Origin of the sequence: Billgrantia ethanolica (assembly GCF_021404305.1) — a bacterium.
GTDB classification, from domain to species: Bacteria; Pseudomonadota; Gammaproteobacteria; order Pseudomonadales; family Halomonadaceae; genus Halomonas; species Halomonas ethanolica.
Genome location: NZ_JABFTX010000003.1, coordinates 160,940 through 178,074 on the forward strand (window position 1 = coordinate 160,940; position 17,135 = coordinate 178,074).

The 17,135-nt window shown below is 64.3% G+C and carries 15 protein-coding genes and 3 tRNA genes; 10 read left to right on the forward strand and 8 right to left on the reverse strand.

Features of this window, described 5'->3' with window-relative positions; all coding sequences use genetic code 11:
- Positions 1–89: 89 nt before the first annotated feature.
- From alaS to HOP53_RS13750, 6 genes are all read left to right on the forward strand, one after another.
- A complete protein-coding gene (alaS, locus tag HOP53_RS13725) occupies positions 90–2,699 on the forward strand; it encodes an alanine--tRNA ligase (protein ID WP_234270559.1) in 2,610 nt (869 codons plus the stop codon).
- Positions 2,700–2,797: 98 nt separating this feature from the next.
- Complete coding sequence (locus tag HOP53_RS13730) at positions 2,798–4,048, forward strand: aspartate kinase (RefSeq protein WP_234270560.1); 1,251 nt, start codon at positions 2,798–2,800, stop codon at positions 4,046–4,048.
- Between the two features lie 243 nt (positions 4,049–4,291).
- On the forward strand, positions 4,292–4,489 hold the full coding sequence (gene csrA / locus HOP53_RS13735) for a carbon storage regulator CsrA (protein WP_010630095.1): 198 nt from the start codon (positions 4,292–4,294) through the stop codon (positions 4,487–4,489).
- Positions 4,490–4,591: 102 nt separating this feature from the next.
- Positions 4,592–4,684, forward strand: a tRNA-Ser gene (locus HOP53_RS13740).
- Positions 4,685–4,733: 49 nt separating this feature from the next.
- Positions 4,734–4,810, forward strand: a tRNA-Arg gene (locus tag HOP53_RS13745).
- A 105-nt stretch (positions 4,811–4,915) separates the two neighbouring features.
- Positions 4,916–4,992, forward strand: a tRNA-Arg gene (locus HOP53_RS13750).
- A gap of 269 nt (positions 4,993–5,261) precedes the next feature.
- On the opposite strand, the gene HOP53_RS13755 is transcribed toward HOP53_RS13750, so the two are convergent.
- The gene (locus HOP53_RS13755; protein ID WP_234270561.1) at positions 5,262–6,257 is read right to left on the reverse strand and encodes a tRNA dihydrouridine synthase; all 996 of its coding nucleotides are present in this window, start codon (positions 6,255–6,257) and stop codon (positions 5,262–5,264) included.
- Positions 6,258–6,427: 170 nt separating this feature from the next.
- Here HOP53_RS13755 and HOP53_RS13760 point away from each other — a divergent pair, with 170 nt between their 5' ends.
- From HOP53_RS13760 to HOP53_RS13770, 3 genes are read left to right on the forward strand one after another with little or no spacing between them, the layout of a single operon-like run.
- On the forward strand, positions 6,428–6,673 hold the full coding sequence (locus HOP53_RS13760; RefSeq protein ID WP_234260171.1) for an OadG family protein: 246 nt from the start codon (positions 6,428–6,430) through the stop codon (positions 6,671–6,673).
- Positions 6,674–6,729: 56 nt separating this feature from the next.
- On the forward strand, positions 6,730–8,550 hold the full coding sequence (gene oadA, locus HOP53_RS13765) for a sodium-extruding oxaloacetate decarboxylase subunit alpha (RefSeq protein WP_234270562.1): 1,821 nt from the start codon (positions 6,730–6,732) through the stop codon (positions 8,548–8,550).
- 11 nt (positions 8,551–8,561) lie between these two features.
- Positions 8,562–9,884 carry a sodium ion-translocating decarboxylase subunit beta gene (locus tag HOP53_RS13770; RefSeq protein ID WP_234270563.1) on the forward strand — a complete coding sequence of 441 codons (1,323 nt, stop codon included), beginning with the start codon at positions 8,562–8,564 and terminating at the stop codon, positions 9,882–9,884.
- 91 nt (positions 9,885–9,975) lie between these two features.
- On the opposite strand, the gene HOP53_RS13775 is transcribed toward HOP53_RS13770, so the two are convergent.
- The 3 genes from HOP53_RS13775 to HOP53_RS13785 are packed head-to-tail and all read right to left on the reverse strand — an operon-like array spanning position 9,976 to position 12,716.
- Positions 9,976–11,583 (reverse strand): gamma-glutamyltransferase family protein, encoded by a 1,608-nt coding sequence (locus HOP53_RS13775; RefSeq protein ID WP_234270564.1) that lies wholly within the window; start codon positions 11,581–11,583, stop codon positions 9,976–9,978.
- Between the two features lie 42 nt (positions 11,584–11,625).
- Positions 11,626–12,156 carry a chromate transporter gene (locus tag HOP53_RS13780; RefSeq protein ID WP_234270565.1) on the reverse strand — a complete coding sequence of 177 codons (531 nt, stop codon included), beginning with the start codon at positions 12,154–12,156 and terminating at the stop codon, positions 11,626–11,628.
- Positions 12,153–12,716, reverse strand: a complete 564-nt coding sequence (locus tag HOP53_RS13785) for a chromate transporter (RefSeq protein WP_234270566.1) — start codon at positions 12,714–12,716, stop codon at positions 12,153–12,155. The genes HOP53_RS13780 and HOP53_RS13785 overlap by 4 nt, the downstream gene beginning before the upstream one ends.
- 154 nt (positions 12,717–12,870) lie before the next feature.
- Here HOP53_RS13785 and HOP53_RS13790 point away from each other — a divergent pair, with 154 nt between their 5' ends.
- Entirely contained in the window at positions 12,871–13,539 is a 669-nt protein-coding gene (locus HOP53_RS13790) for a GntR family transcriptional regulator (RefSeq protein ID WP_234270567.1), read from the forward strand.
- Between the two features lie 130 nt (positions 13,540–13,669).
- Here the strand turns inward: HOP53_RS13790 and HOP53_RS13795 are convergent, their stop codons facing one another.
- From HOP53_RS13795 to HOP53_RS13810, 4 genes are all read right to left on the reverse strand, one after another.
- A complete protein-coding gene (locus tag HOP53_RS13795; protein ID WP_234270568.1) occupies positions 13,670–14,011 on the reverse strand; it encodes a 2Fe-2S iron-sulfur cluster-binding protein in 342 nt (113 codons plus the stop codon).
- A 257-nt stretch (positions 14,012–14,268) separates the two neighbouring features.
- Entirely contained in the window at positions 14,269–15,750 is a 1,482-nt protein-coding gene (locus tag HOP53_RS13800) for a hypothetical protein (protein ID WP_234270569.1), read from the reverse strand.
- A 232-nt stretch (positions 15,751–15,982) separates the two neighbouring features.
- Positions 15,983–16,513, reverse strand: a complete 531-nt coding sequence (locus tag HOP53_RS13805) for a chromate transporter (protein WP_234270570.1) — start codon at positions 16,511–16,513, stop codon at positions 15,983–15,985.
- Complete coding sequence (locus HOP53_RS13810) at positions 16,510–17,082, reverse strand: chromate transporter (protein ID WP_234270571.1); 573 nt, start codon at positions 17,080–17,082, stop codon at positions 16,510–16,512. Before HOP53_RS13810 ends, HOP53_RS13805 begins: the two co-directional genes overlap by 4 nt.
- Positions 17,083–17,135 lie beyond the last annotated feature (53 nt).

Sequence of the window (17,135 nt, forward strand, 5' to 3'; positions counted from 1 at the left end):
ACACGCCAAGGCGTGCGAATTCGGCCGTGTGAAGCGGTGCCGAGCGCGCCTGCCCGTCGGGTCACCACGCTCATCGCCACGGATATGCCATGAAAAGCGCAGACATCAGACAGGCCTTTCTGAATTATTTCGAGGAGCACGGGCATACCGTTGTGCCATCCAGCTCCCTGGTGCCGGACAACGACCCGACGCTGCTGTTCACCAATGCCGGCATGGTGCCGTTCAAGGACGTCTTCCTCGGCCGCGACCCGCGCCCCTACGTGCGTGCCACCTCGGCTCAGCGCTGCGTACGCGCCGGCGGCAAGCACAACGACCTCGACAACGTCGGCTACACCGCGCGGCATCACACCTTCTTCGAGATGCTGGGCAACTTCAGCTTCGGCGACTACTTCAAGCGCGATGCCATCCGCTTTGCCTGGGAGTTCCTGACCCAGCGCCTGGGGCTGCCCGCCGAAAAACTGTGGGTCACGGTGCACATCAGCGACGACGAGGCGGAGAAGATCTGGAAGGAAGAGATCGGCGTCGATCCGCGGCGCTTCTCCAAGCTCGACGAGGACAACTTCTGGCAGATGGGCGACACCGGTCCCTGCGGCCCGAGCTCGGAGATCTTCTACGACCACGGCCCCGAAGTGTGGGGTGGCCCCCCAGGAAGCCCAGAAGAGGACGGCGACCGCTACATCGAGATCTGGAATCTGGTGTTCATGCAGTTCGATCGCGACGCGGCCGGCAACCTCAATCCGCTGCCCAAGCCGTCCATCGATACCGGCATGGGCCTCGAGCGGGTAGCGGCGGTGCTGCAGGGCGTGCACTCCAACTACGAGATCGACCTGTTCCAGAACCTGCTCAAGGCGGCTGCACAGCGCACCGGCCATGCGGATACGCGCCACCCCTCGCTGCGGGTGATTGCCGACCATATCCGCTCCTGCGCCTTCCTGATCGCCGATGGCGTGCTGCCCTCCAACGAGGGGCGCGGCTACGTGCTGCGCCGGATCATCCGGCGTGCCATTCGCCATGGCCACAAGCTGGGCGCCAAGGATAATTTCTTCCACAAGCTGGTGGGGGCGCTGGACGTCGAGATGGGCGACGCCTACCCCGAGCTGCGTGAGGGGCGTCACCAGATCGAGCGCATCCTGCTCAAGGAGGAGGAACAGTTCGCGCGCACCCTCGAGCACGGCATGGGCCTGCTCGAGGAGGCGCTGGCAGAGCTCGATGGCGAGGTGCTGCCGGGCGAGACGGTGTTCAAGCTCTACGACACTTACGGCTTCCCCTACGACCTCACCGCCGACGTCTGCCGCGAGCGCGGCGTGACCCTCGATGAAATCGGCTTCAAGCGTGCGCTCGAGGCGCAGCGCGAGCGCGCCCGGGCGGCCAGCCAGTTCGGCGCGGACTACCATGCGTCGCTGGAGCTGGAAGGCGAGACTGCCTTTACCGGCTACGACCGGCTCGAGGATCGCGCCACGGTGATGGCCATCGTCGACCGTGAAGGCAACGCCCTGGCGTCGCTCGAGCCCGATCAGCGCGGCATCGTGGTACTCGACCGTACGCCGTTCTACGGCGAGTCGGGCGGCCAGGTGGGCGATACCGGCTACCTGCACTTGGACGGAGGCCGTTTCCTGGTCAACGACACCCAGAAGCAGGGCGGTCACCACCTGCACCACGGCGTGCTGCTCGAGGGCAGCCTGAGCGTCGGTGCCGAAGTGAGCCCCCAGGTCGATGCCGAGCTGCGCGGTGCCACCATCCGCAACCACTCCGCCACTCACCTGATGCACAAGGCGCTGCGCCTGGTGCTGGGCGACCACGTGCAGCAGAAGGGCTCGCTGGTGACGCCGGAGCGGCTGCGCTTCGACTTCAGCCATTTCGAGGCCATGACCGCCGAACAGCTGGCCGAGGTGGAGCGTCTGGTCAACGAGCAGATACTGGCCAACGCTCCGACCCGCATCGAGCAGATGACCCTGGACCAGGCCAAGGCCAGGGGCGCGGCGGCGCTGTTCGAGGCCAAGTACGCCGACAACGTGCGGGTACTGACCATTGGTGCCGACGACTTCTCAATCGAGCTGTGCGGCGGCACCCACGTGGCCCGCAGCGGCGACATCGGCTGCTTCCACATTGTCAGTGAGCAGGGCATCGCGGCGGGCGTGCGCCGCATCGAGGCGATCACCGGCGAAGGGGCGCTGGCCTACTTCCGCGAGCAGGAAATGCGGCTGGCGCGCATCGGCGAACGTCTCAAGGCCAAGCCGGAGCAGGTCGAGGAGCGCGTCGAGTCGCTGGTAGAGCGTAACCGCAGCCTGGAGAAGGAACTCGAGCGGCTCAAGGCCAAGCTGGCCAGCGCCGCGGGCAGCGACATGCTGGCGCAGGCGCAGGAAATCGCCGGGATCAAGCTGCTGGCTACCCAGCTCGAAGGCGTTTCGGCCAAGGAGCTGCGCGGCGTGCTCGACCAGCTCAAGAACAAGCTGGGCTCGGGCATCGTGGTGCTCGGCGTGGCCGACCGCGAAGCGGGCAAGGTGAGCCTGATCGCCGGTGTCACCGACGATCTCACCGGCAGGGTCAAGGCCGGCGAGCTGGTCAATCACGTGGCCACCCAGGTGGGCGGCAAGGGCGGCGGTCGCGCCGACATGGCCCAGGCCGGGGGCAGCGACGTGGCGGCCCTGCCGGCGGCCCTGGAGAGCGTATCCGCCTGGGTCGAACAGCAGTTGCATTGAGGACGGTCGGGGCCGTGACGCTGCGTTACGGCCCTTTTACGTTGACGACTTTCACTCATCCGAGCGTGCATCGCTCGACAAGCGAGGGAAAACCGTAGATGGCACTTTACGTACAGAAATTCGGTGGTACCTCGGTGGGCTCCGTGGAGCGCATCAAGGCCGTGGCCGAGAAGGTCAAGGGCTTTCGTGACGACGGCCATCAGGTGGTGGTCGTGGTCTCCGCCATGAGCGGCGAGACCAACCGTCTGATCGGTATGGCCAACGAGATCAACGACGAGCCCACGCCGCGCGAAATGGACATGCTGGTCTCCACCGGCGAGCAGGTGACCATCTCGCTGCTGGCACTCGCCCTGCACAAGCTGGGTGTGCCGGCCACCTCCTATACCGGCTCCCAGGTGGGCATCCTCACCGACAGCGCTCACACCAAGGCCCGCATTCAGCGCATCGAGACCGACGAGATGCGCGAAGACCTCGACGAGGGCAAGGTGGTCGTGGTGGCCGGCTTCCAGGGCGTCGACGAAGAGGGCAACATCACCACCCTCGGTCGCGGCGGCTCCGACACCACCGGCGTAGCGCTGGCGGCAGCGCTGGGCGCCGATGAGTGTCAGATCTATACCGACGTCGACGGCGTCTATACCACCGACCCACGGGTCTGCTCGAAGGCTCAGCGCCTCGACACCATCACCGTCGAGGAGATGCTGGAACTGGCGAGCCTCGGCTCCAAGGTGCTACAGATCCGCTCGGTGGAATTCGCCGGCAAGTACAATGTCCCGCTGCGCGTGCTGTCCAGTTTCCAGGATGGCCCCGGCACACTGATCGTTGCTGAATCCGACCAAGACGAGGACTCCATGGAAGAACCGCTGATCTCAGGCATCGCCTTCACCGCCAACGAGGCCAAGCTGACCCTGCTCCATACGCCGGACGTGCCGGGCGTTGCCTCGCGCATTCTGGGCCCGATCGCCGACGCCAACATCGAAGTCGACATGATCGTGCAGAACGTGGCGCCGGCCGGCGACTACACCGACTTCACCTTCACCGTGGCCAAGGGCGACTATAAGAAGACGCTCAAGATCCTCGAGGAGCAGGTGATTCCCGACCTGGGGGGCGGTGAGGTCAACGGCGACGACAACATCGCCAAGGTCTCTCTGGTCGGCGTGGGCATGCGCTCGCATGCCGGGGTGGCCTCCAAGATGTTCCGCGTGCTGGCCGACGAGAACATCAACATCCGCATGGTGTCCACTTCCGAGATCAAGATCTCGGTCGTCATCGACGAGAAGCAGATGGAGCTCGCCGTTCGCGCCCTGCACACCGCATTCGGCCTCGACAAGAGCGATATCGAGAGCGAATAAGAACGTAACAAGAACATTAACGAGGTATGACGACTTCAGCGGGTGTCTCTTCTACTCTGGGGAGGCCTGCCGCGATGAGCGGCCCGGCTTCCCTTCAACGCTGTCATCGTGTCATGGTGGGGTTGGGTGGTGGTGATGCACCTTGGTGCACTGTGGTACTAATGTGTTACATAATGAGAGCAACCTAGCGTCGATGGGATCGACGCCTATCCCGTTGCAAGTCGTCTGAGAAGGAGATCAGTCATGCTCATCCTGACCCGCCGAGTCGGTGAAACGCTGATGATCGGTGATGACATCACCGTGACCGTCCTTGGCGTCAAGGGCAATCAGGTACGTATTGGCGTCAATGCCCCCAAGGATGTCGCCGTACATCGTGAGGAAATCTATCAGCGCATCCAGCGTGAAAAGTCAGACGAAGAGGGTGGAAGCGGTCAGGCTTAGTAGACGACACTGTCTCCGCCGGTTTCGGCAACAGGAAACAAATGTCTGAATACGCTGGACAAAGCGCGGTAGAAAAGATAGGATATGCGCCGTGTCGTTGAGGGAGAGGTGGCCGAGTGGCTGAAGGCGCTCCCCTGCTAAGGGAGTATGGGGTTTATAGCCCCATCGAGGGTTCGAATCCCTCCCTCTCCGCCATGCGACATGAAGCCATTGTTAGATGCATGATGGTTCGAAGCGTGAAGATGCGCCCGTAGCTCAGCTGGATAGAGTACCTGACTACGAATCAGGTGGTCGGAGGTTCGAATCCTCCCGGGCGCGCCAAGAAACAAGATGAAACGGTCATGAGCATGGGCGTTTGATCCTGTCTCGGAAAGCGCAAATTTCGAAGCAGTGGTGACTATCGGCAGGACCTCGGTCTTGCTATCCGCGCCCGTAGCTCAGCTGGATAGAGTACCTGACTACGAATCAGGTGGTCGGAGGTTCGAATCCTCCCGGGCGCGCCAGATTCAGAACCCGTCCTCCTGTGAGGGCGGGTTTTTTACTTCTGCTCAGCTCCTTTGGAACCTGGGCATGCGTCTCGGCCAGTCGAGACGGAGAAAGTCATATCAATCGCGCGATCGTTTGGGTGCCTTCGAGATTCGACGGCACCTTTTTTATCGCCTCTTCTTCATGGCCTGGGGCTACCGCCCGCTCTTGATTCCCGAGGTTGCTCCCTGGGACCCCTTGCCAGGCCGTTTGCGGTTGGGTGTGGGGCTCTACCATGGCAATCGCTTCAGACGTGACAGAGTGTGCCTGCAGGCGCTCCTGAAGGCGTGTGTCCGGGTTCCTGCGGCGCGTGCCCGAGCCCGGCCAGCAGCCCTTCGAGCAGCCCTTCGAGATCGTTGATGCGCTTCACTGCCTGGAAGCGCCGCTCCGCTTCGTCGTTTCGATAGCGCATATGGTTCAGCCACTGTTTTACCAGGGAAGTGACAATGCGTTCGGGAAGTGTGCTACGCTGCAATGCAGCATATTGGGCCAGGATGGCAGCCCGCTCCTGCCACTGCGTATCGGGCAGCCGTTCGCCGGTACTCAGCCAGTGGCGGATGCGGGGCGCCAGCAGTGGGTCGGCAAGCGCGCCTCGGCCCAGCATGACGTCGTGGCAGCCGGACAGAGTGCGTGCCTTCCAGTAGTCCTCCAGGCTCCAGATATCGCCGTTGGCGACCACCGGAATCTGGAGATGACGACGAATGCGACCGATCCACTCCCAGTGGGCCGGTGGGCGATAGCCTTCGTCGCGGGTGCGTGCATGTACCACGAGCTGCTTGGCACCGCCGTCGGCGGCGGCCTGGGCGCAGGCCAGCGCCAGGCGGCGATGCGAGAAGCCGAGGCGGATCTTGGCCGTCACCGGTATCGTGTCACCTACGGCGTCGTGAACCGCAGCCACGGCGGCCTGCACCCGACGTGGGTCGCGCAGCAGTGAGGCGCCGCCATCATGACGGTTGACCAGCTTGGCCGGACAGCCGAAGTTGAGATCGATGGCGCTGGCGCCGAGGTCTCGCGCCTGCTCGGCGTTGGCCGCCAGCGCTGCGGGATCGCTGCCGAGCAGCTGCAACGCGACGGGAACCCCCGCCGGCGTGACTACACCGGTGTCGAGCTCAGGGCAGTGGCGTAGGAAGACCTTGGGCGGCAACCGTGCATCGACGACGCGGACGAACTCCGTCACCGCCCAGTCGAAACCGGGCCGACGGGTGAGGAGATCGCGGGCATGGGCATCGATCACGCCCTCCATGGGGGCGAGTCCGATCCTTCCTTGTAGTAAAACAACAACGCTGGCTTCCACCATGGGGTGCTTGCAATTCATCCGGAGTGTGGCAGTTTAGATGGCCAACTTTAAATGCTTGGCGTCATGTTTGCGGCAATTTGGCTCACGAACTCGGCTCAAGAACAAGGGGAGTAGGCATGCAGGATGAGCAGTTGCTACTCGATGGTCTGGCCCTGATGGGGGTCGGCATGGGGTTCGTTTTTGTTTTTCTTACCATTCTGGTGCTGGCCACCACCCTGATGTCGTTGGTGGTTCGCCGCCTCGCGCCGTCCCCCGTTGCCCCGGCCGCTGCGCCGACCTCGACCACGCCATCCACCAAGGATGACGCCGAAATCATGGCCGTCATCAGCACCGCCATCCATCGCTATCGTCAGCGTCGCTGACGGCTGCCAGCGAACGCAATACTACTACACAACACGCCATTCACGGGGTCATTGTCATGAGCGAGACCAATCGCCCGCTGGGCATCACCGACGTCGTCCTGCGCGACGCCCACCAGTCGCTATTTGCCACCCGCATGCGGCTCGACGACATGCTGCCGATCGCCGAGAAGCTCGACCGGGTCGGCTTCTGGTCGCTGGAGTCCTGGGGCGGTGCCACCTTCGACGCCTGTATCCGCTACCTCGGTGAGGATCCGTGGGAGCGGATACGCGCGTTGAAGGAGGCCATGCCCAACACGCCGCAGCAGATGCTGCTGCGCGGCCAGAACCTGCTTGGCTACCGCCACTACGCCGACGACGTGGTCGACCGCTTCGTCGAGCGGGCCAAGACCAACGGCGTCGATGTGTTCCGCGTGTTCGATGCCATGAACGATCCGCGCAACCTGGAGCGGGCCATCAAGGCCGTACGCAAGGTGGGCGGCCACGCTCAGGGCACCATCTCCTACACCGTGAGCCCGGTGCACACCCTCGACAGCTGGGTCGAGCTGGCCGAGACCATCGCCGACATGGGCGCCGACTCGCTGGCAATCAAGGATATGGCCGGCCTGCTGGCCCCCTATGACGCCTATGAGCTGGTCACGCGGCTGAAGAAGGCCCTGTCGATCCCGATCCACATGCAGTGCCATGCCACCACCGGCATGTCCACTGCTGCCATCCTCAAGGCGGTGGAGGCCGGTATCGACAACGTCGACACGGCCATCTCCTCGATGTCGATGACCTACGGCCACAGCCCTACCGAGTCGGTGGTGGCGATCCTCAAGGGCACCGAGCGCGACACCAACCTCGACCTCGAGCTGCTCGAGGACATCGCCGGTTACTTCCGCGAGGTACGCAAGAAGTACGCCGCCTTCGAGGGCTCGCTCAAGGGCATCGACTCGCGCATCCTGGTGGCCCAGGTGCCCGGCGGCATGCTCACCAACATGGAGAGCCAGCTCAAGGAGCAGGGCGCCGGCGACAAGCTCGACGACGTGCTGTCCGAGATTCCCCGCGTGCGCGAGGACCTGGGCTTCATCCCGCTGGTTACCCCCACCTCGCAGATCGTCGGCACCCAGGCGGTGATGAACGTGATGATGGGCGAGCGCTACAAGTCGATCTCCAAGGAGGTCCAGGCGCTACTCAAGGGCGAGTACGGCGCCGCGCCGGCGCCCTTCGACAAGGCGCTGCAGAGTCGCGTGCTGGAGGGTGGCGAGCCGATCACCTGTCGCCCCGCCGACCTGCTCGAAGCCGAAATGGACCGGCTGGCCGCCGAGCTCAAGGAGAAGGCCAAGACCGACGGCATTCGCCTCGCCGAAGGTGAGCGCGAGATCGACGACGTGCTGACCTACGCACTGTTCCCGCAGATCGGGCTGAAGTTCCTCAAGAACCGCGACAACCCCGATGCCTTCGAGCCAGCCCCCCAGGCGCCGGGTCAGGAGGCCAGCCTGCCGGTTGCCGCTCAGAAGGCCGAGGGCAAGCTGCCGGCGACGCGTGCGGCGGCGCCCGCCGGCCCCGAGACTTACACGGTCAAGGTGAACGGCAAGCAGTACGTGGTGGAGGTGGCCGAGGGCGGCGAGATCGGTGCGGTGCAGGAGCAGGCCCAGCCGCAGGCCGCCGCACCCGCGGCATCGAGCGGTGCGACCATCACCGCCCCGCTGGCCGGCAACATCTTCAAGGTCAACGTGCGCCCCGGTGACAGCGTGCAGGAAGGCGACGTGGTGATCATCCTCGAGGCGATGAAGATGGAAACCGAAGTGCGGGCTGCCAGCAGCGGTACCGTGTCCGAGGTCAAGGTCGGTGAGGGCGACAGCGTCGCCGTCGGCGACACCCTGATCGTGCTGTAAGGGTCTCTGTCATGGAAAAGCTGTTGACCCTGTGGGAGGGCTCCGGCCTCTACAACCTGACGCCCGGCCAGGCAGTCATGATCCTGGTGGGCCTGGGGCTGCTCTATCTGGCCATTGCCAAGAAGTTCGAGCCGCTGCTGCTGGTGCCGATCGGTTTCGGCGGGATACTCGCCAACATTCCCGAGGCGGGCCTGGCGATCTCGGCGCTGGACCAGGCCATCGAAGTGGCGCGCCCGGCGGTGCTGCAGCAGATGGCGGCGGCGCTCGGTGCGACGCTCGATCCGCTGGCCGGCGAGGAGGCGTGGCGCGCCACGCTCAAGGCACTGGTCGACAACGGCGCCGCACCGGATCAGATCCGCGCTGCCCGGGACATTGCCATGAACGTCGGCTACGGCGACGGGCTGCTCTACGTCTTCTACTCCCTGGCCGTGGCCTCGGGTATCGCACCGCTGCTGATCTTCATGGGCGTAGGGGCGATGACCGACTTCGGCCCGCTGCTGGCCAACCCGCGCACGCTGTTCCTGGGAGCGGCGGCGCAGTTCGGTATCTTCGCCACCCTGTTCGGCGCGGTCGGCATGTCGGCCCTGGGCTGGATGGACTTCTCCATCGAGCAGGCCGCGGCCATCGGCATCATCGGCGGTGCCGACGGGCCGACCTCGATCTACGTATCGAGCGTGCTGGCGCCGGAGCTGCTGGGTGCCATCGCCGTGGCGGCCTACGCCTACATGGCGCTTGTGCCAATGCTGCAGCCGCCGATCATGCGGCTGCTGACCACGCGCAAGGAGCGGGCGATAGCGATGACGCAGCTGCGTCCGGTCTCCAAGCTGGAGAAGATCGCCTTCCCCCTGCTGCTGCTGCTGCTGGTGGCGCTGTTCCTGCCCGATGCCGCACCGCTGCTGGGCATGTTCTGCTTCGGCAACCTGATGCGCGAGTGCGGCGTAGTCGAGCGACTGACCGACACCGCGCAGAACGCCCTGATCAACATTGTCACCATCGTGCTGGGGCTGGCCGTGGGCTCGCGGCTGATGGCCGAGAGCTTCCTGGCACTGGAAACCCTGGGCATCATGACGCTGGGCATGGTGGCCTTCGCCATCGGGACCGCGGCCGGCGTGCTGATGGCCAAGCTGATGAACCTGGTGAGCCGCATGCCGATCAATCCGCTGATCGGTGCCGCCGGGGTGTCGGCGGTGCCGATGGCGGCACGGGTCGCCAACAAGGTGGGGCTCGAGTCCAATCCGCACAACTTCCTGCTCATGCACGCCATGGGGCCCAACGTGGCCGGCGTCATCGGCTCGGCGGTGGCCGCCGGGGTGATGATCAAGTACCTGGGCTAGCGGGGCCTCGATACCCGACGACTACGGCACCCTCGGGTGCCGTAGTCGTTGATGCGGATAGGTGTCTGCCTACGAAGTGCAGCCGGGCACGCTACCAGGGCAGCACGGCGCCATCGGTGCGTGGTTCGGTGCCGCCGCACAGCACGCCGGATTCCGGGTCGCGCAGGATGATCTGGCCGCGGCCGAAGCTGATCGTGTCGGCGAGCTTGACGATATGGTGGCCGCGCCTCGCCAGGGCTTGCGCCAGGTGGTCTGGAAAATGTGGTTCCACCTCGACGGTCTTGCCCTTGGTCCACTTCCAGCGCGGCATGTCCAGGGCCGCTTGAGGATTGAGGCGGTCCTCGAGCATGGCGGTGATCACCTGCACGTGGCCTTGGGGCTGCATGTAGCCCCCCATCACCCCGAACGGCCCCACCGCCTGACCATCCCGGGTGATGAAGCCGGGGATGATGGTGTGATAGGTACGCTTGCCCGGTGCCAGGGCGTTGGCGTGGCTGGCATCGAGGGAAAAGGAGGCGCCGCGGTTCTGCAGGCTGATGCCGGTACCCGGAATCACGATGCCCGAGCCGAAGCCATGGAAGTTGCTCTGGATGAACGACACCATGTTGCCCTCGCCATCGGCGGTGGCCAGATAGACGGTGCCGCCCATGATCGGGTTGCCGTGGACCGGGTCGACGGCTTTCTCCCCGATCAGTCCGGCGCGCTGTGCCAGGTAATCGCCGGCGAGCATCTGCTCGACGCTCGGCTTCATGGCGTCGCGCTCTGTGATGTAGTTCAGTCCATCCACATAGGCCAGTTTGGTGGCCTCGATACGCCGATGCAGTGTCTCTACCGGGTCGCGCCCCTCCGTCCCCATCTGCTCGAGCATGCCGAGGGCCTGTAACGCGATCATGCCGGAGCCGTTGGGGGGGATCTCCCAGATATCGTGGCCGCGGTAGCGCGTGGAAATGGGCTCGACCCATTCCGGCTGGAAGGCGGCTAGGTCTGCCTTGCGCAGCAGACCGCCGTGCTCGCGGAAGAAGGCATCGATCTTGTCGCCCAGCTCGCCCTCGTAGAAGGCGCGGCCCTTGGTCTCGGCGATGGCGCGCAGCGAACTGGCGTGGCCTGTCGACGACCAGCGCTCGCCGGGCTTGGGCGCGCGACCCTTGGCGGCGAAGGTATCGAACCACGGCTTGAAGGCAACATCGTCATAGGCCGAGTAAGTGTGGAAGGCCTCGTCCCACATCTGGTGGGCCACCGGGGTGACCGCATAACCCTGCTCGGCCAGTGCCACCGCGGGGGCGAGCAGGTCGGCGAAGGGCAGCTTGCCGAAGCGCTCGGAGAGTGCCGCCCACGCCGCCGGCGCGCCGGGCACGGTGATCGGCAGCAGGCCATGGAGCGGCATGCTGGCATGGCCCCGTGCCTTCACGGCCTCGATGGTGGCGGCCTGAGGGGCCGGTCCGCTGGCATTCAAACCGTGCAGCTTGCCGTCGATCCAGACGATGGCAAAGGCGTCGCTGCCGATGCCGTTGGAGGTTGGCTCGACCACGCTCAGCGCAGCGGCGCTGGCGATGGCGGCATCCACGGCATTGCCCCCCTGCTGAAGGATCTGCATGCCCACCTGGGCGGCCACCGGCTGGGAGGTGGCGACCATGCCACGGGTGCCGAAGGCGGTCATGCGACGCGAGGAGCAGGGATAATAAAGCGCATCGTGATGCATAAGGGATCCTTGTGGGGCATGTTGTTGGTAGGCGGCGGCGTCTCAGCCCAGGAACAGACCACCATAAACCAGGGCGCCGAGTACCACGAAGGCCGGGTGGGCACGAAAACGCAGCAAGGCGACCGCGGCCACCGCACCGATCAGTAGCGTGTGGAGCACGCCGGCGTTGCGGATGCCCTCACTGAAGAAGCTCCAGGTCAGCCAGGCCATCATCATGGCAATGACGGGGCGCACCCACTGGCTCATGCGCTGAACGCGCGGCGAGTTGCGGTGACGATGAAGCAGCCCCAGCGCACACAGCATCAGCAACAGCGAGGGGGCCACTGTCGCCAGTACCGCCACCATGGCGCCGCTGATACCGGCGACGTCATAGCCTACGTACCCGGCCATCTTGGTGGCGATGGGGCTGGGCAAGGCGTTGCCCAGCGCCAGGGTTTCGGCAAATTGTTGGGCGTTCATCCAGCCGTAGCGACCCACCACCTCGGCTTCGATCAGGGGAATGATCGCTGGCCCACCGCCATAGCCGATGATGTTGGGAATGAAGAAGGCTAGGAACAGCTCCCAATAGATCATGAGGCGCGCGCCTTACGGGGCACTGGCCGCAGCAGCGCCGCCGCCAGGATGGCGCCGATCACCAGGCCGGGATGCACGCCGAGCAGATAGATCAGCACGCCGGCCGCCGCCGCCATCGTGAGACTGACCAGCCAGCCGAGCACCAATTTCGACTTGTCGAGGAAGTCCCAGGCCAATTGTCCCATCATCACCATCACCACCGGTACCACTGCTTGGCCCATGCCGCGGATCCAGGCGACGTCGCGGTAGCGGCTGAATGCCGTGAGCAGCGCAATCATGGCCACGATCATGGGAAGGATGACGGCACCCACGGCGACGATGCAGCCGAGCGTGCCGGCGACGCGGTAGCCGATGTAGCCCGGCATCTTGGTGGCGATGGGGCCGGGTAGGGTATTGCCGATGGCCAGGATGTCAGCGAACTCCTCGTCGCTGAGCCAGGCATGGCGTTTGACTACCTCTTGTCGTACCAGGGGTATCATGGCGGGGCCGCCGCCGAAGCCAAGTAGGCCGATGCGTATGAACGCCCAGAACAAGGCGCCGAGGGGCGCGTTGCCGGTCATGCCACCCTCTTTGATGCATCGGTAGTGGGGCTGATGATTGATTTAGGATTCATATGTCAGCTTAATTAATAATAATCGATTGTTTCGGCTAGAATATAGATTGTGCCCAAAAGCCGCGTCAACTTTCGGTTCCACTACGAGCTGAGGAGGGAGCATGGGGATACCCGAACGCCAGGTGTCGTCGACGGCGTCCAGCCGCATCTACGACACCCTGCGACAAGACCTGATCAACGGTCGCTTTACTGCTGGCGAAAAGGTCGCGATCAGCGCGCTCAAGGAGCGCTATGCGATAGGCCTGAGTCCGCTACGTGAGGCGCTCAATCGCCTGGCGGCTCACGGGTTGCTGATTCAGGAGAACCAGCGCGGCTTCCGCGTGCCCAGCCTGGAGCGCAGCGAGCTCGACGATATCGCCGAGATGCGTCGCGAACTCGAAGGCATGGCGCTGGAGCGTGCTATTCGTCTGGGGGATGCCGAATGGGAATCCGAACTGCTGGCCGCGGCGCACCGCTTGAAGCGGGCCGACATGGCGCCGGACAAGGTCGAGGAGTGGGAGCATTTTCATGCCTGTTTCCACCGCACCCTGGTGGCACCCTGCGGCTCGGCTTGGTTACTGCGCTTCATCGCGCAGCTGCATGATCAATTCGACCGCTATCGACGCATGGCGCCGGAGGCACCCGAGGTGCGCCGTGTGCTGGATGCTCAGCACGGCGAGCTGGTGGAGCTGGCGCTGGAGCGTGATATCAAATCGGCGCGAGCGCTGATGGACGATCACATTCAGCGTTCGTACCAGGTGGCGCTGCAAGGCGTGCTGTCATCGGCCTGATTCGCAGCAGGCAGACCGAACGTACTGCGCAGATGGACTCGTGGTGTCTTTCGGTCCGCCATCGGCAAAACCGATGGCGGCGCAGGTTGCCAACGAATCGGTGTTGGCTCACCTGGCCGCCTGTCGCCGCTCATGAAGCCGTAACGCCACCGGCTCGGCTCGGCTGACTGCTCCCGGCCGCGCTGTCCTGAGCCAGCTCGAGATCCTCTTCCACCCACAGCTGGCAGGCGAGCCGGTAGCCTTGTTCAAGGCGCTCTCCCAGCATCTTCTTCTCCTTCCAGTTGGGCTCAGGCAATGCTTCCGCCCCCTTGAGTACCTTGCACATGCACTTGGCGCACTTGCCCATGCCGCAGCCGTAGCTCAGGTGGGGGTAGGGGAACTGGCGGATGCCGGCGCGCACCACCAGATTGGTGTTGGGCTGGACTTCGCCTTCGAAGACCTCGCCGTTCTTGTGGATCGTGATCAGGGGCATGTGGGTCACCTAGTCGTTGTCGTCAGATTGCGCATCGTCCTGTCGTGTTGCTCTGTCGTTCTGTCGTTCTGTCGTGTCGTTCTGGCATAACGCGCGATGCGTGTCGTCTGCATTGCCTTATGGCATATGGTATACCATGTGCCACTTGTCGGGTTTCGTCAACCCTACCTTGCGCTATTTTTCGCTGCTCGAAAAAACTCACCCGGCGTCGTGGACGCCGGGTGAGATGGCTACTGTCTGGACAGGCTCCTTGGTCGCTATATCAGCAGGAACACGGCAAGCAGCGAGGCCACGATGATGCCTGTGATGACCGGGACGAAGTTGCGTCGCACCAGAGCGGCAGGGCTGACGCCGGCGATACCCGCATCGGCTGCCACGCCGAAGGCCCAGGCCGCCAGGGTGCCGCCGCCGGCGAAGATCGCCGCTACCTGGCCGAGTGCCGCCAGCACGTGGATATCGACATTGGCTGCGGTGCCCAGGGCGCCGGACAGCGAACCCACCAGCGGCAGGCCGGAGAAGCCCGATCCGTCCATGCCGGAGAGCAGGCCGATGAAGGCCATGCCGAAGGTCAGCAGGAAGACGTTGCCGTCGATGTAGTGGCCGATGTTGTGGCCGATGTCGAACAGGAAGCCTGACGCGCCGGCACCGATCACCTCGGCGGAGTGGCCGGGGTGGCCGAGGAAGAAGAAGCCGGCGATGGGGATGATGGGGGCGAAGATCTTGATGGCGAAGAAGAAGCCTTCGCGGGTATAGGTGCTGATGCCATCAAGGGCGTGGTGTCCGTGGGAGGCGAACGATGAAAGCACCAGCAGGATCGTTGCCGTGCCGCCCAGCAGCGCCGTGGCACCGCCGCCGCGAATCGCCTGGTCGGGCATGAACACGGCGCGATAGATCATCAGCCCCGCGATGCCGAGCAGGATGGCTGGCACGGCGATGGCGAAAATGCGCGCGTAGGGGCCGGCCTCGGGCTCCTCTTCTACCTTCACGGTGTTCGCTTCCACCGCGGCGGCACCTGCCGAGCGCGGAGAGAAGACCTCGTCGCCCTTGGGGGCCTCGAGCACGCCCGAGCGCATGTCACGACGCAGGGCGAGGCAGGCCATGGTGATGGCAACACCGCCCACGACCAGGGAGAACAGCAGGGTATAGGGCACCAGAACGGTAGTGTCGATGCCCGCGGCGCCGGCCGTCAGGCGGCTCGCCCCCTGGATGACCGGATCGGCGGAAAGCGCCATGCCGTGGCCGAACAGATTGACCGCCATGGCCGCGCCGATGGCCGGCAGGCCGACCTGCATGGCCACCGGGATCAGCACCGTGCCGACGAGTGCCACGGCCGGGGTCGGCCAGAAGAAGGCAGCGGCAATGTACATGGTGATGCCGACCACGAAGAAGGCGGTCCAGGGGCCGATCATCAGCTTCTTCATCGGCGCCACCATCAACCTGTCGGCGCCCTGGCTCTGTAGCGACTTGAGCATGGCCACCATCAGGGCGATGACCAGCATGATATCGAAGAGCTCGGTGCCGGCATTGAGCAGGGCACGGAAGACCACCTGTACGGCGAAGATCAATTGATTCAACCCGCCCTCATGGGGGGCGTCGGCCAGTAGGCCAAGCAAGAAGATACCGGCGATGGAGGGTACGATGACCCCCTTGCGAAAGCCGATGGAAACGAAGATCGCCAGGATCACCAGCAGGAAGACCCAGTGCGAGGCGGTGAGTTGTATTTGCTCGAGTTGTTCCATTTTTGCACCTGTCGTGTCGTCAGACTTGGCGATGGCGGCTCCGGTAGCGTCGAGAGGTCCATCGTCTACTTGTATTTGTCGGCTCTTGCACAGTCACGGTTGCGTGTTGCCTTGCATGTCACGAAAGCGGTGCTGACGTCTTTCGCACATGGGGGCGCTCAGCTCGGTGGTCGTCGCATCGTTCTCTCCTCTTTTCGAGTATGGCTATCCGTGAAGATTCGGTGGCCGGGGGTCAGCCCAGCAACAAGCCTCCGTAGGCCAATGCGCCCACTACCACCAAGGCGGGGTGAGCCTTGAAACGGAGCAGCGCGATGGCCGCCACTGCTGCAATGATCGCGGTATGCATGAGCCCGGCGCCGGCCATGCCTTCACTGAAGAAACTCAGCACCATGCCGGCCATCATGATGGCGATGACGGGGCGCACCCACTGGCTCATGCGCTTGACCCGCGGTGATTCGCGATAGCGATAGAGCAGGCCCAAAGCGCCCAGCATCAGCAGCAGGGTGGGCACCACCGTCGCCAGCACGGCGACGACGGCACCGCCGACACCGGCCACTTCATAGCCCACGTAGCCCGCCATCTTGGTGGCGATCGGGCTCGGCAGGGCGTTACCCAGTCCCAGCACTTCGGCGAACTCCTGGGCGTTCATCCAGCCGTAGCGACCCACCACTTCCGCTTCGATCAGCGGGATGATGGCGGGGCCGCCGCCATAGCCGACGATGTTGGGAATGAAGAAGGCCAGAAAGAGCTGTACGTAGGTCATTGCGCTGCCTCCTCGACCGACTTGCGCTTCGTGAGGGGCGGCAACATGGCGGCGACCAGCAGGGTGCCGATCACCAGACCGGGATGGACCCCCAGCCAGTAGATCAATACGGCGGCCACCGCGGCCATGACCAGGCTGACGGCCCAGCCCAGCGCCAGGCGCGACTTGTTCAGGAAGTCCCAGGCAAGCTGGCCCATCATCACCATCACCACCGGCACCATTCCCTGGCTCATGCCATGGATCCAGGCCACGTCCCGATGGCGACTGAACAGACCGAGCAGCAGGATCATGGCCACGATCATCGGCAGAATCACCGCAACCACGGCATTGATGCAGCCGAGCGTGCCGCCGACCCGGAAGCCGATGTAGCCCGGCATCTTGGTGGCGATGGGGCCCGGCAGCGTATTGGCGATGGCCAGCACGTCAGCGAACTCCTCGTCCTTCATCCAGGCGTGCCGCTTGACCACCTCTTGGTGTACCAAAGGTATCATCGAAGGGCCGCCACCGAAGCCCAGCAGGCCGATGCGAAGGAAGGAGAAGAACAGCTTTCCCTGTTGCGATGCCGTCATGTCAGCGGAAGTCCTCAAAAGGGATTGACCATATTTCCATTGAAAAACAACTT

Coding starts and splice junctions, on each gene's coding strand:
- alaS (WP_234270559.1), top strand. CDS start 90: ATGAAAAGCGCAGACATCAGACAGGCCTTTCTGAATTATTTCGAGGAG.
- HOP53_RS13755 (WP_234270561.1), bottom strand. CDS start 6,257: ATGGAGGGCGTGATCGATGCCCATGCCCGCGATCTCCTCACCCGTCGG.
- HOP53_RS13805 (WP_234270570.1), bottom strand. CDS start 16,513: ATGACCTACGTACAGCTCTTTCTGGCCTTCTTCATTCCCAACATCGTC.
- HOP53_RS13775 (WP_234270564.1), bottom strand. CDS start 11,583: ATGCATCACGATGCGCTTTATTATCCCTGCTCCTCGCGTCGCATGACC.
- HOP53_RS13780 (WP_234270565.1), bottom strand. CDS start 12,156: ATGATCTATTGGGAGCTGTTCCTAGCCTTCTTCATTCCCAACATCATC.
- oadA (WP_234270562.1), top strand. CDS start 6,730: ATGAGCGAGACCAATCGCCCGCTGGGCATCACCGACGTCGTCCTGCGC.
- HOP53_RS13810 (WP_234270571.1), bottom strand. CDS start 17,082: ATGACGGCATCGCAACAGGGAAAGCTGTTCTTCTCCTTCCTTCGCATC.
- HOP53_RS13790 (WP_234270567.1), top strand. CDS start 12,871: ATGGGGATACCCGAACGCCAGGTGTCGTCGACGGCGTCCAGCCGCATC.
- HOP53_RS13795 (WP_234270568.1), bottom strand. CDS start 14,011: ATGCCCCTGATCACGATCCACAAGAACGGCGAGGTCTTCGAAGGCGAA.
- HOP53_RS13800 (WP_234270569.1), bottom strand. CDS start 15,750: ATGGAACAACTCGAGCAAATACAACTCACCGCCTCGCACTGGGTCTTC.
- HOP53_RS13730 (WP_234270560.1), top strand. CDS start 2,798: ATGGCACTTTACGTACAGAAATTCGGTGGTACCTCGGTGGGCTCCGTG.
- HOP53_RS13770 (WP_234270563.1), top strand. CDS start 8,562: ATGGAAAAGCTGTTGACCCTGTGGGAGGGCTCCGGCCTCTACAACCTG.
- HOP53_RS13760 (WP_234260171.1), top strand. CDS start 6,428: ATGCAGGATGAGCAGTTGCTACTCGATGGTCTGGCCCTGATGGGGGTC.
- HOP53_RS13785 (WP_234270566.1), bottom strand. CDS start 12,716: ATGACCGGCAACGCGCCCCTCGGCGCCTTGTTCTGGGCGTTCATACGC.
- csrA (WP_010630095.1), top strand. CDS start 4,292: ATGCTCATCCTGACCCGCCGAGTCGGTGAAACGCTGATGATCGGTGAT.